This window comes from Paenibacillus sp. FSL P2-0173 (assembly GCF_038008045.1).
GTDB classification, from domain to species: Bacteria; Bacillota; Bacilli; order Paenibacillales; family Paenibacillaceae; genus Paenibacillus; species Paenibacillus polymyxa_B.
Genome location: NZ_JBBOYK010000002.1, coordinates 593,150 through 605,722, shown reverse-complemented (window position 1 = coordinate 605,722; position 12,573 = coordinate 593,150). Strand labels below are relative to the sequence as shown.

Sequence of the window (12,573 nt, the reverse complement as noted above, 5' to 3'; positions counted from 1 at the left end):
AGAGACAATGAAAATCTGAGGAGGTAGTTATTATGTCTAATAATCAATTTGATCTTGATGTACAAGTAAGCAAAAATGTTGGTAAAATCGAGCCTCAAGTTACCAGTGTGTTTGCTTGCACTCCAGGATGTATTACTGGACCGAATTGTGGATCTAGTGAGTGCGGAACTGTGCCTTGTGGTAAAACAACATCGAGACTTTGTTAATAAAAAACCAAGTATGATCATATGTAGTCAGTAATGTTAACGTTCTGCAGGCTTCTGTCTAGTTGTTAGTCGTGTGGGCTAATGCAAGACAGATGTCTGCACTTTTTTGTAGTGAAAGGAAGAGAGTAACCAATATAGCATACAGAGGTGTGACTGATGACCGAACTGATTCTGGAAGTGGATCGTGTGACGAAGCGAATAGGTAATAAGACTCTTATTCAAGAGACGTCCTTTAAATTGGAAAAAGGTATGATCTACGGATTTATAGGTCCTAATGGAGCAGGAAAAACAACATTAATGCGATTAATGACAGGGCTTATCCAGCCAACAAGCGGAGCGATTCGCATTGGGACATATGATGTGCAAAAGCAGAGAAAACAGGCACTAGCTAATGTAGGGGCGATTATAGAATCCCCCATCTTTTTTGAGTATATGACCGGAAGGCAGGTGCTTCGAAATTTATCTCGATTGCACTCTGAAATTCGCTCAGCAGATCGAGAAAAGCACATCGATCAGTTGCTCCAGAGTGTGGAATTGCAGTCCCGAGCAGATGATAAAGTGAAGACTTATTCGTTAGGGATGAAGCAACGATTAGGTATCGCGCAAGCTATGTTAGGGTCCCCCGACCTGCTGCTTTTGGATGAGCCATCCAATGGACTTGATCCGCTAGGTATGCGGGAACTTCGTAATCTGATCCTCCGGCTGAGGGAATCACGAGGTTTATCATTCTTCGTATCCAGCCACCTTCTAGATGAGCTGCAACTCATGTGTGACCATCTCATTGTTATTCGAGCAGGGGTGGTCATATGGACGGGGAATGTGAATGATTTGATTGTGGATGGTCAGAGGCTAGAAGACGCATTCTTGGAGTTGATGTTGTCATGAAAGTGTTAATCAGGATTGAATTCGAGAAGTTGATCCATCAGAAATGGGCATGGTTCATATTAGTTTCTTGCATTCCGTTTGCTTATGCATTGATAACATATTTTGTGTGGGTTGATCAGCGACATCTACCTGATAGCCCATTCTATGTAGCTGCGAGCATGTCGGCATCGAGAGGGATGAAAGAAAGTATATATTTATTTGGGAATTTAATGGTCGCGCTGTTGGCTGGTCTCTTATACACAGAAGAGTTTCAGGGTGGTAAATTGCGAATGTTTTTTTTAAGAAGCTATTCTCGGGGTCAAATCTTTGTTAGCAAATGGATGATAATGAATTTATTCATCCTGTTGATGATGGTTATTTTAGGCGTATCGTTCACGATTTTTGGCGTAATGAAACTTCCATCTCCCCCAGAGGTAATGATATCAGGGAATAGGATTCCTTCCACAAATGTTGCAATACTATTCTATACTTTGAAACAATATGCACTTGATTTCGCTACATTGATCGGGGGGGGCGGTTTGTTTATTTGGATTGCCATGTACTGTAGGACTGCGGCCCGTACAATTGGTATTGCGATGATCTATATCATTATATCAATATTTGCTACAAGTATTTTCGATCCGGGAAGTCCTTTAATAACGGAAAATGCATTCTTGCTTGCCTTGATTTATGCAGGGTTAATTCCAGGTATGCAGATTGTTGGTGTGGAGAAGGCATTGACGGGCGATGAATATGCACAAATTTCAATAGCCGTGGGTTTAGTTATTTACTTTTTCGTATGTATTGTAGCTGCTCGGAGAAAATTTACGAGAGCAGATTATTTAAATTAGGAGTGTTGGCGTGTGAACACTGGCTTGTGGATCAGTGAACTGGAACGGATATGGAAGGGGAAGCGGATTCGAGCGTTTGGATGCGTTTATCTACTCGCTCTATTGATCGATATTGGATTCTTACGTCTAACAGGCGGTATTAAAATTGACCTAAGCTCGTGGTTTTCGGTTGATGCACTAAATCTGCCGGTATTCATTATGAAGGATATGTCGTTCTTGTTGCAATTGTTTGTGTTGCCGGGCTTATTTGTAGAGTCGCTTGCTGATGAGATACATTCGGGTGCGTATCGCATATATATGTTACGTTCGTTCGATCGCTATCAGCACTGGCTAGTTAAATTACTTACACAGATCGTTTTGATTGTCTCGTTTATCTTTGGGACAACGCTGGTCTCGCTAGCGTGTGGATGGTTGTTCTTTTCTCATCCGCAATCGACAGTGGTGTACTTAGTGCCAGAATCGATTGGATATGGCAATGTGTTGTGGCTAACGATCCAATACGATCTCCTTCTTGTACTGACTAGCATTGCGGTGCTTGTGATATGCAGTGTTTTTTCTATCCTTATCACACGAGTTTCAATTGTGTATGCATGCACCATTTTAGGGTTGCTTGGCAGTTATGTCATCGTCTCTGAACTTCGTTTTCTGCATGATCCGTTTGTCAGTATTTTGAGAGTACTTTGCGGACAAGGAAGTATGATCTTCTGGGTGTACTTAACCGGGATTGTTGTGATATGTCCAATCATCAGTTTCTGGATTTGGAGTAAGAGAGGAATGTAAAAGCACGCATTATTGTTGATACAGATAAAACCCACATAGTCTTTCGTAGCAACCCGGGAGTGAAACCAATCAAATGAAAAGAAGAAGCCCCAAAGAAAGGAAGACAGAAAAAAGTTAATCCGCAGCTTGTTTTAGGGTGTAGTAAAGGTGAATGAATAGATTGGACACATAGAATTGAGAAGATTACGCCGCGGGACGGTACACACGTTCGCATTGGTTGGGCGTTAAGTACCCGATGGCAGAATGAATTTGTTTGCCATTATAGAAGCAGGTAATATACACGAATATGCTCTTCTTGGCTTGTACACGCGTTATCGTAGTAATTGTCTTTGCGGCTCATGCTGCTTTTCATCCCGTATTTCTGCAATCGTGCTTGGTATTCCAGGAAAGCATACTGGCTACCACGATCTGAATAGTGGAGAACTTCGCCGCGCGGTCCAGCACGTTTTCATGTACGGGTAAGTTAGGCTTAGAGTTCGTAGTTGCTTTATACTTCTTGATGGTTCGCGATTTCAAGCAAAGCCCAGTTCTTTCATGATGCGTGCAACGGTTTTTCCCGTCACATAAACGCCTTGCTGCTCTAGCGCTTCCTTTATTTTTCGGCTACCGTAAAGGCGACACGAATCCAAGAAGATTCGGCGTATGCGTTGCTCGAGCTCCTTCCGTTTTTTCTTACGCAGGGTTTCCTTGCCCTTGTTCTTTACCCCTTCATAATAATTGCTTCGTGAAACCTTAAATACAGATACATCTTCACGACACGGAGCTTGAAGCGGTGATTGTGGATGAAAGAAAAGATTAGCGCTGGTCTTTTGCGAAGTAGTGCTAAGACTTCGTTTTCCTCCTGCAGTTCACGGATCTGCTTTTGCAGACCGCGCATAGCCTGATCTGCGGGCGACAAATTCCCGCTGCCTGGGAAAGCCTGTTTTCCATGCTGTACATATTCAGCTTTCCAGCGATATAACGTGTTCGTGCTGATGCCAAGCTCGCGGGCTACCTGCGCCACCGACTTACTCTCTTCATCATCTGTACGGTTTGGATTTTAAATTCTTTGTCGTAGTTCTTAGTCATATCGCTCACCTCGAATACTGATTTTTTTATTTTCGCATTCTCGGTTCTCCATGTCCACTTTCTACTCTAGTAGCATTTAACCAATGCACCGTAGTTTGGATGTGAGCAGTGTGGTGATGCGGTACGACTAGTGACTTTACCGTTGATGAGATTGACTTGCTCATCAATTCAGCATAGCCGATTTAGAATAATAATACTCATAATTTAACATGGAGATCACTTTGCCCTGTTCGTGGGGAAGAGGTGAATATTCTTCATTTTTGGTAATAAACATTTTTTATATATTTGCCATTTTATTATAGTCATACTGATCATCCTTCTATTTGATTCAACGCTGTTACGTGCTTTCAAAATTTAGGATTATAAAAGATTTCGGGTATGTGTCGAATGTAAAGAGGTCTGAAAGTATTTAGGCTCTAAAAGTACTCCCTAAATCTTTTTTTTAGTCCACTATAATTAGGAGGAAACATGACGAAAGAACCCAATATTTATCGTGCACTCGATTTTTTTATGATTCGTACGCCTGTTTTGCCATTCAATTTGTTTATACAGTGTTTTCCTTCCGATTGGAAAGACCAAGAAGAGCTTAAGCGTTATTCGCTAAATAAACTTGTCGAATTATCCAATGACCCGATCATTCGCGAAGCGATTGCGGTAGCGAGCCCGAGCTTGCTTGAGTCACTTTCTCATCTTGGTAATGACCAGAATGCACGAAAGAAAGCGCAGGCTATCAAAGGTTTCATGCGCTATCTGCTCCGCATGATGACGCGTCCCACACCATTTGGCCTGTTTTCCGGTGTGACTTACGGGCAATTCGCCGAACAGTCGCAGATGAACATAGAAGGCATCGCTACGTATCGCAAACGCGTGCGACCAGATATGGAATGGTTGTTAAAGATTGTTGATAAGATCGAGAAACAACGTGAAGTTGTGGTTCAGTTTCGTATTCAGCGCAACTCTCTTATCTACCGTCAAGGCGAACGAGCAAAGATTCCTTACGTAGCGAGATATGGCGATCTCGGCGTCGGAGAAAGTGATAGCGTATCCGTACGAGCCTCTGCAGTATTCGATCTGGTGATGGAAGCTAGTATGAATCCAATTCCGTACCTAGAACTCGTATCCCGGATTAAGAGTGCTTTCATGGAGGCAGAATTAGATACGATTCATCATTACATTTGGCAGCTTTTTGAACAAGAATTCTTAATTTCGGAATTGCGACCTCCGACGACGAGTATAGAGCCCTTCGATCATATCTTGTCTGTGTTGGATCGGGTAGAGGGTATAGATGAATGGAAGGTTGCTCTCAATGAAATTCGTCGGAATATTCGCTCTTATAATAGCCGATCAATTGGGCAGGGCGAGGAGCAACTACTTCAGTTGCGACAGATGATGAATGCTTTGGCGGAGGTGAAGACGACGGTACAGGTTGACTTGTCCTTGGAAGACCGTTCCGTGACCTTGCCCTCTCAGGTTCGTGAGGATGTTGAGAAAGTTGCACATTTGTTTAGTCGAATTTCTACGCGTAAGTACCGACACCTGGAGGAATACTGCAATGAATTCCTAGAGAAATACGGTCCGTATCGAGAGATACCAATTCTGGAGTTGTTGGATGAGGAGATTGGGCTAGGGGCACCGGCCACCTATCAAAATCCGAGCAGCGTTCATAGGCAGTTGAAGAATCCGAGTGTGCCATTCAGTACGAAGTGTGAACAATTACTCTTCAAATGGTTCGTCTCGTGTATGCATCAGGGTGAACAAGAGATTGTTCTCACGAACGAAAGGATTCAACAGATCTTGGAGGATGAATCTGATAAAACCACCAGTGAGTTAATTCCTACTCCGTCAATGGAACTCTACTTTTTAATGGTTGTGCAGGATCGGGAAGCGCTCAATCGCGGAGAGTACACGTTAGTACTTGGACCGAATCCTGGATCGAGTGGCGCGGGGAAAACGTTCGGACGATTTATTGATTTAATGGGTGTCTCGTTTAAAAACATGTTCAATGAGATTCATGAGGAAGAGCAACGCCTATCACCAGGTAAACTACTTGCAGAGATTTCGTACTTACCCAGTGCAGCCAGATCGACGAATGTCGTTCTCACGGAAAATTTTCGCACTTATGAAATCGGAATTGGCACGAATCACACTGTACCAGAGGATCAACAGATTCTTGTGTCCGATCTGATGGTTGGGGTGCGAGACGATAAGTTTTATTTGAAGTCACGCAAGCACAATTGCGAAGTGATCCCGACAGCGGGGCATATGCTGAACTACCAGGGTGCACCGAATGTGTACCGGTTTTTGGTGGAAGTTAGTCAGGAAGGGTATCGACAATGGTCGACATTAGAATGGGGAGTAATGGATCAATCCCCCTTTACTCCGCGTTTAAGGTATGGGAACATCGTGTTAAGTCCAGCGACATGGCGTATACAATTGAGTGGCAAGACATCTGAGCGCGAGAGCGAGGAGCAATTGGCGCTTCTGGTTAGGGAATTCAGTATACAGTGGAAAGTACCTCGGTATGTGTATATGACCCAATTCGATAATCGTATCTTGTTCGATATGGAGCATTCTCTGCATGTGGAGGAGATCTGCAAAGACTTGAAATCAAATGGTCAAGTGACGCTGATCGAGCATATAGGGGGATTCGAGGATATGCCGATCCAGCGGAGCGATGGGCGCCTGACGGCGGAATTTGTCTTCCCACTCGTTAGACGCACGGAAGAGATGGATCTGACCCAAGCGGAAGTGGCGGTAAGTAAGGAGACAGAAATCTCTCGCCTGACTGTTGTTGATGCATCGCAGCGTGTGCAGTTGCCGGGTGGATCGTGGTTCTATGCCAAGTTCTATGGGATAGACAGTCGCCAAGATGAATTCATTGGTCGTCAGTGGGGAGATTTTGTTCAGAAATGCCGTGAGGCAGGTGTAATTGAACAAGCGTATTTCATTCGTTACTCCGATCCAATTCGTCATATTCGGGTACGGTTCAACATGCCAAGCGGTAATGACATATCTTCGTTCATCCCAATCTTCCATGAATGGACGACTATGTTACTTCAAGATGGAATGATAAATAAGGTTGTTGTGGATACGTATGAACCAGAGATCGAACGATATGGTGGACCTGAGCTTATGCGATTAGCGGAACGTATGTTTGCTTGTGACAGCGATGTCACAGCGAATTTGGTTCGGCTGCTTCGATTTAAGCAGATACAGCTAAGTCAGGAGGTCGTGGCGGTGTGTAGTGTAATACAATACATGACTCAGTTTGGTTACAACGAGCAGAAGGTTTACGAGCTCCTCAATGAGCGCTTCGATGTAAAAGAATATCTGGATGACTTCCGTAATGAACGGCGTTTATTCCTGCAGTTGTTAGGGAGGGATTCATCCGAATTAATATCATTGCATCAAGAAGGTAAGCTGATTCATCAGATTGGTCAGCACAGGGAAGAGGCTGTCAAGTGTTATCAGCAAGCACTTCTTGAGCATGAGCGGCAGGGCACTCTTATGAACAACAAAGACGATATCCTATTCAGTGTGATTCATATGTACTTAAACCGCTTGATTGGGATTGATCGAGATAAAGAACGTAAGGTAATGATTATGGCTCGTCATGCCCTTAATAGCTTGTTGCAATATTGGAGGAAGAGCCAATGAACTTTATTTGGAAGGGATGTCAGCATGAATTAGCTTCACTCTGGAAGACGGTTCGACACGGGCTGCAACTCTTCCAATTGATTTTCCATATGAATAAACAGTATATGATTCCAAGTATGATACTACACATCATTCAAGGCGCTGTGCCTGTGATGACATTAATGGTTACACAGAATTTGTTGAATAGTGTTTCCGTGGGATGGAAAGAAGGGGAATATTGGGTACTTTCTCAATTTGTTTGGTTCATCGTCATCTATGTTTTGAAGAATTTCATCGACGTCGCTCAAAGCTATGTGGAGGGTAATCTTCAGGCGGTCATTTCCAATTCGATGAATGTCATGATCTGCGAGAAATCAACCACGTTGGGATTGGCCGATTTTGAGAATGCTTCGATTAATGACCAATTAAAAAGGGTTTCACAAGAAGCCACTTATCGCCCCTATCAATTGTATAGCCAGATGGCTGGCATAGCTTCTGGACTCATTACACTTATTTCATCTGCTATCTTACTTGTTCTGTGGAAATGGTGGGTGGTGCTCGTGATTCTCATGATATCAACGGTTTCTATCTATTCGATTTTCAAAATCAATCGAGAACAGTTCCAAATCTACTTGGATCGCACTCCGCAGAGTCGAGAATCGTGGTACATGACGTATCTATTAACAAACGATAGCACATTTAAGGAAGTGAAAATATTCCAATTGGGTTCTTACTTGTTAAACCGATACCGCGATTTGTTGCACGGCTTCCTCCTTGTGGATCGTCGCATATTGTTGAAGCGAATTCGAGTTACTTTTCTGTACGATATGCTAGAAATGGTGGCTTTGTTCTGGCTAATTGGGCTTGTAATTCACGAGACATTTATAGGAGCGATGATGATCGGGAGTTTGTATGGGTATATCCAAGCGATTATGCTCACGCAGAACCAGACGAAGGGGGTTATTCAGGGGCTTGTCCAGTTCTCACAGAACAATCTTTACATGGAGCAATTGCTCTTGTTCTTGCAATTGCCCACGTCAGATCCTGTTCATCGACAGAAACAGTTTCCCAATGCAACAGAACTATCGTGTGACGCAAATGCAAGTATCCAGATTACACAGATTTCGTTCGATCAGGTATCTTTCGCTTATCCAGGACAAGATTCGGATACGATTCGAGAAGTGGATGTGACATTCAAGAAGGGGCAGACTGTGGCTATTGTAGGGAAGAATGGTTCGGGTAAGTCCACACTCGTGAAGCTGTTAATGCAATTGTACACGGATTATCGTGGTACCATCCAAGTCAATGGCCGAAATGTTCTCGACTACGATCTGCAACAAGTCCAAGAACGCATGGGGGTTGTGTTTCAAGATTTTGTTCACTATGAAATGTCGGCTCGCCATAATATTGGCTTCGGCTCATTGGCTGAGCTCGAACAAGATGAGCGATTGATGGATGCAGCCAAAGTTGCAGCTATTGACCAAATGATTGCGAATTTGCCAAGCGGTCTCGATACACAACTTGGCAAATGGTTCGATGAAGGACATCAACTTTCGGGGGGACAGTGGCAACGTATTGCAATTGCAAGAGCCATTCTGCGAAGTGCGGATGTATATGTTCTAGACGAGCCGAGCTCGTTCTTGGATCCATTGGCTGAACGGGACTTACTGCAATTGTTCATACATTTAATGAGAGATACGATAGGGATTTTCATTACACATCGTATCTCGTCTGCGCGTCTAGCGGATCAGATTTTAGTCATGGAGGACGGCCGGATTATTGAGCAGGGATCGCATGCTGAATTGATGCGTTTAGGTGGGGTATATGCGCAGATGTATCAAGTGCAAGCAAGTTCATTTGCAGAAGAAGTTGGGGTGAATTAGAAGGAGATGATTGAGGGTGAAAGCGGCAAGTGCGGTATCAACACAATGGATCCCCTTAAAAGGGGAAGTTAGAAAGCAAGTAGCACAAGTGTTGCAGGCGATTGTGCAGCGTTATAAGGATCCTGATCAGGTACGTGCCCAGATGAAGCAAGTTCCTGGGCAAGTGATTGAAGGGAAACAGGTAGCACGATGGTCAGACACAAGCTTCTCGGGTGGATTTACAGGTATTTGTGTATTAATGGGACAACTTGATCAGTTATATCCTGATGAAGGTTGGGATATGGTAGGGCATAGTTACCTGCAAAAGATTCAACAGGTAATCGAACAGCAAGGTATTCATACTCTATCTTTATACAGTGGGTTAGCGGGTATTTTGATAGGCGTCCGTGCTCTGTCACGAAAGAATACGCGCTACCAAGGCATGCTAGATACACTGGCTAGTTGGTTCGAGGAAGCCGTGTTAAATTATGTAGAGATATGCAAAAACCAGTGGGAAGAAGGGCAATTGCGTATTAGTCAGTACGATACAATCGAAGGTTTGACAGGAATTGGACGAGTTGTGTTGGCTTTCTCAGATCGACCGCAGATGAAGATCATCTGGCAACGGATTGTTGAAGTATTCCATGTCTTCTGTGGGGAAAAAGATTATCTAGGACATCGGATCCCTGCTTGGCATATCCCGTCTGCGAATCAGTTCCTCGAACATGAAAAGGTGCAGTATCCAAATGGGAATTTTAACGTAGGTCTATCCCATGGTATCTCAGGACCGCTGGCTTTTCTGAGTCTATCGCAATTGCAGGGCATGACAACAGAAGCGATGCGTGCAGATCTACGGCGGCTCACCGAGTGGACATGTCGATGGCGAGTGAGCGGTGAAGCGGGAACGTTCTGGCCGGGGCGAGTCGCTGTTGAAGAGGTACTTCAGGGTGAATTGCATCCGAGCAGTATCCGAGACCCGTGGGACTCCTGGTGCTATGGGGTGCCTGGGATTGCACGATCCATCTGGCTAGCTGGGCAAGCGATGGATAATCAGGAATGGAGCGCAATTGGATTGCAGGCGTATGTAGAGATAGAGAATCGCATCCAGACTATGGGTGGACTCACCGCCTCTACCTTGTGCCACGGTGTAGGGGGACTGCTTCATATGATTCAACGTATGTATTCGGATACGGGTCATGTGACGCTTGGCGTGATGCGTGATGAACTAGTTGTGGCTGTGCTGGATAAGTATGCGGCAGAGTCGAAGTTTGGTTATTATGATGAACATTTTGTGAATGGCAAGTATGAGCAAGTGGATGAAGCGGGCTTTTTGACGGGTGCCGCGGGCGTGGCACTTGTGCTAGCTTCTTTGCTTTACGAGGAAAGCCCGGATTGGGATATGGCTTTGTTGATACGATAGGTTAACACCATACCACCGAACACCGCCGGGACTGATGACAGAAGGGTCTGAGGAAAAAATCTTCAGACCCTTTATCCATGGGTATTTCACAAACGATGTGATTCTTCATTGGTCTGGCTAGAGCTTCAAGCATTCGTAGAATGTTGAGGGACAACGTCGAAAAGAGGCAGTATGAGCAGTCAGCTCGTTCCCCCGTCGTTTTTCAAACCGGGGAAAGTCACTTCGGTAAATATCTTCTGCTTAGCTTCATCCGCCGCGGCCAAGTTATACGTGGGTTTGGTGTGATTGAGTCCAAGTCGGTGCACCATTTTAGAAATACCACGCAGAGAATAGGGATGACCAAACTCCCGCTTGATGTATTCGCCAATAAGAGATAGAGCCCAACAATATTTTTTCAGAAATCCGACTTCGTGTGGAACCGCGTAGTCACTTGTAGTTCGACTACTTATTTGTAGACCGTTCGTTCCGTTCTGTCGATGATTTCTGAGATCTCTTGTGCATTCTTTTCTTTCAAATGCTGATAAATGTCTTGATAATGCTCGAACATACGCCTATCTTTCTCCTTTTTCATCAAAGCTTCAATTTCAATAAATCCTTGTGTCTGTTCCACATTTTCACCGTCGCTTTTATGACTTTATAGTTATTTCGGGTTATTCGTAGTTTAGCGTGGGTCACGTAAATCTATAAAAATCGGACAAGGGAATCGTGTTCGGTGAGATGAGCGGGTTGTGGCTCCAAACTGATCGCGGTTCTCTTTTGTTTTAAATCTCGCCTGTCTTCAGTTTAAGTCTGCCAGCGATCAAATAAATCGTCGTCTTCAGGTTTTTGAGCGACCTGTAGCCGTGTGCCCGTCGTTTGGCACATTGAATAAGACCGTTAATGACCTCCATAATACCGTTTGTTATTTTCGATGTAAACCACTTTAAGATCCCTGTTGCATGCTGACGAATCGTTTTCGCGGATTTCACCATATCAGGGATTTGATTATGTGTCGCCCAAAAATACCAGCTATCCAAGAACACTTTCGCTTTCTCAGGCGTTTCCTGCTTCCACAACTTCGAAAATGTGAGCTTCAAGTGTTACGCTTTTGCCGTTTTCAGATCTTCATCCTTGAGACTCTTTGCTTGTTTTATAGTTTGAAGACAAACCCTAGTCTGATGAGCGAAGAAATCAACGGCCGTAAATACCACGAGGTAATCTGCGTAATGGGCTTTTGGTATCTTAAATAGAATGCCTAACAAGAAGAAGAGTAAAAGGAGCGGAACGGCCTGCGTCTACCGTCTCTGCTCTTTTTTCGTATTATTAGGTCAGCCAGAAACTTCTGGTCGGCCTTTTTTTTGGCTCCAGAGCATGGAGATTACCGATAATTTAATTGAACTGCTCATTCAGATTGTTCACTGTATCGGCGTTCGGGCTGAACGATAGGTTGAGAAGGAAATTCTGAACGACCTGCGGAAAGTGGGCAATAAGTACGGTATCTTATTTAACCTAGCACAATCTGCCGTCAATAATCCGGATGGAATTGTACAGGATGTGATCTTTCCAATCGTCAACGAGCAAACATTGAGGGATCTAGTAAAAGAGTTCAAGCATACAGGCCCGGCTTATCGCGAGAAAGTTCATACGATTATCCGTGCTTCCTATGGGAGCCATTATCCCCGCATGGTTCCTGAGATATTGGGTATCCTGGACTTCCGCTCCAATAACGAGGTTCATCAGCCAGTAATCCTCGCGCTGGAACTGGTCAAAAGGTATTCAGATACAGGCCAACACTATTTACCCCTGTTGGAAGATGTCCCGATTGATGGAGTCATACGTAACGTTAATAGAGAAATCATTGTAGAGAAAGACGAGAAAGGGCAGAGCGCATAAATCGTATGAATTAT

14 protein-coding genes are annotated in these 12,573 nt (G+C 44.2%); 8 read left to right on the top strand and 6 right to left on the bottom strand.

The features are described 5' to 3' along the window. Positions 1 to 32 precede the first annotated feature (32 nt). The 4 genes from MKX30_RS13020 (at position 33) to MKX30_RS13005 (ending at position 2,701) form a co-directional block, all read left to right on the top strand. Positions 33 to 206 carry a gallidermin/nisin family lantibiotic gene (locus MKX30_RS13020; protein ID WP_081047461.1) on the top strand — a complete coding sequence of 58 codons (174 nt, stop codon included), beginning with the start codon at positions 33 to 35 and terminating at the stop codon, positions 204 to 206. A 156-nt stretch (positions 207 to 362) separates the two neighbouring features. Next, complete coding sequence (locus tag MKX30_RS13015) at positions 363 to 1,091, top strand: ABC transporter ATP-binding protein (protein WP_053325120.1); 729 nt, start codon at positions 363 to 365, stop codon at positions 1,089 to 1,091. Further along, entirely contained in the window at positions 1,088 to 1,921 is an 834-nt protein-coding gene (locus MKX30_RS13010) for an ABC transporter permease (RefSeq protein WP_053325121.1), read from the top strand. The genes MKX30_RS13015 and MKX30_RS13010 overlap by 4 nt, the downstream gene beginning before the upstream one ends. 12 nt (positions 1,922 to 1,933) lie before the next feature. Continuing rightward, on the top strand, positions 1,934 to 2,701 hold the full coding sequence (locus MKX30_RS13005) for a hypothetical protein (protein WP_053325122.1): 768 nt from the start codon (positions 1,934 to 1,936) through the stop codon (positions 2,699 to 2,701). A gap of 183 nt (positions 2,702 to 2,884) precedes the next feature. Here MKX30_RS13005 and MKX30_RS27395 read toward each other — a convergent pair whose 3' ends face one another. The 3 genes from MKX30_RS27395 to MKX30_RS13000 all read right to left on the bottom strand — a co-directional run bounded on the left by MKX30_RS27395 (position 2,885) and on the right by MKX30_RS13000 (position 3,704). Beyond that, positions 2,885 to 2,983 (bottom strand): hypothetical protein, encoded by a 99-nt coding sequence (locus tag MKX30_RS27395; protein WP_425325617.1) that lies wholly within the window; start codon positions 2,981 to 2,983, stop codon positions 2,885 to 2,887. Between the two features lie 230 nt (positions 2,984 to 3,213). Further along, a complete protein-coding gene (locus MKX30_RS27390; protein ID WP_209435656.1) occupies positions 3,214 to 3,330 on the bottom strand; it encodes an IS3 family transposase in 117 nt (38 codons plus the stop codon). A gap of 71 nt (positions 3,331 to 3,401) precedes the next feature. Then, a complete protein-coding gene (locus MKX30_RS13000) occupies positions 3,402 to 3,704 on the bottom strand; it encodes a transposase (RefSeq protein WP_445671353.1) in 303 nt (100 codons plus the stop codon). Positions 3,705 to 4,237: 533 nt separating this feature from the next. On the opposite strand from MKX30_RS13000, the gene MKX30_RS12995 reads away from it, so the two are divergent. The 3 genes from MKX30_RS12995 to MKX30_RS12985 are packed head-to-tail and all read left to right on the top strand — an operon-like array spanning position 4,238 to position 10,687. Then, a complete protein-coding gene (locus tag MKX30_RS12995; protein ID WP_341062887.1) occupies positions 4,238 to 7,426 on the top strand; it encodes a lantibiotic dehydratase in 3,189 nt (1,062 codons plus the stop codon). Further along, a complete protein-coding gene (locus MKX30_RS12990) occupies positions 7,423 to 9,288 on the top strand; it encodes an ABC transporter ATP-binding protein (protein ID WP_341062886.1) in 1,866 nt (621 codons plus the stop codon). The genes MKX30_RS12995 and MKX30_RS12990 overlap by 4 nt, the downstream gene beginning before the upstream one ends. Positions 9,289 to 9,304: 16 nt before the next feature. Beyond that, positions 9,305 to 10,687 (top strand): lanthionine synthetase C family protein, encoded by a 1,383-nt coding sequence (locus MKX30_RS12985; protein ID WP_053325125.1) that lies wholly within the window; start codon positions 9,305 to 9,307, stop codon positions 10,685 to 10,687. A 179-nt stretch (positions 10,688 to 10,866) separates the two neighbouring features. On the opposite strand, the gene MKX30_RS27385 is transcribed toward MKX30_RS12985, so the two are convergent. The 3 genes from MKX30_RS27385 to MKX30_RS12975 all read right to left on the bottom strand — a co-directional run bounded on the left by MKX30_RS27385 (position 10,867) and on the right by MKX30_RS12975 (position 11,763). Further along, on the bottom strand, positions 10,867 to 11,085 hold the full coding sequence (locus MKX30_RS27385; RefSeq protein WP_441952288.1) for a helix-turn-helix domain-containing protein: 219 nt from the start codon (positions 11,083 to 11,085) through the stop codon (positions 10,867 to 10,869). A 47-nt stretch (positions 11,086 to 11,132) separates the two neighbouring features. Continuing rightward, positions 11,133 to 11,297, bottom strand: a complete 165-nt coding sequence (locus MKX30_RS12980; protein WP_341062885.1) for a hypothetical protein — start codon at positions 11,295 to 11,297, stop codon at positions 11,133 to 11,135. 151 nt (positions 11,298 to 11,448) lie between these two features. Beyond that, a complete protein-coding gene (locus MKX30_RS12975; RefSeq protein ID WP_340958428.1) occupies positions 11,449 to 11,763 on the bottom strand; it encodes a transposase in 315 nt (104 codons plus the stop codon). 382 nt (positions 11,764 to 12,145) lie between these two features. On the opposite strand from MKX30_RS12975, the gene MKX30_RS12970 reads away from it, so the two are divergent. Beyond that, positions 12,146 to 12,559 (top strand): hypothetical protein, encoded by a 414-nt coding sequence (locus tag MKX30_RS12970; RefSeq protein WP_340958427.1) that lies wholly within the window; start codon positions 12,146 to 12,148, stop codon positions 12,557 to 12,559. Positions 12,560 to 12,573: the final 14 nt, after the last annotated feature.

Coding starts and splice junctions, on each gene's coding strand:
- MKX30_RS13010 (WP_053325121.1), top strand. CDS start 1,088: ATGAAAGTGTTAATCAGGATTGAATTCGAGAAGTTGATCCATCAGAAA.
- MKX30_RS13020 (WP_081047461.1), top strand. CDS start 33: ATGTCTAATAATCAATTTGATCTTGATGTACAAGTAAGCAAAAATGTT.
- MKX30_RS12995 (WP_341062887.1), top strand. CDS start 4,238: ATGACGAAAGAACCCAATATTTATCGTGCACTCGATTTTTTTATGATT.
- MKX30_RS13015 (WP_053325120.1), top strand. CDS start 363: ATGACCGAACTGATTCTGGAAGTGGATCGTGTGACGAAGCGAATAGGT.
- MKX30_RS12990 (WP_341062886.1), top strand. CDS start 7,423: ATGAACTTTATTTGGAAGGGATGTCAGCATGAATTAGCTTCACTCTGG.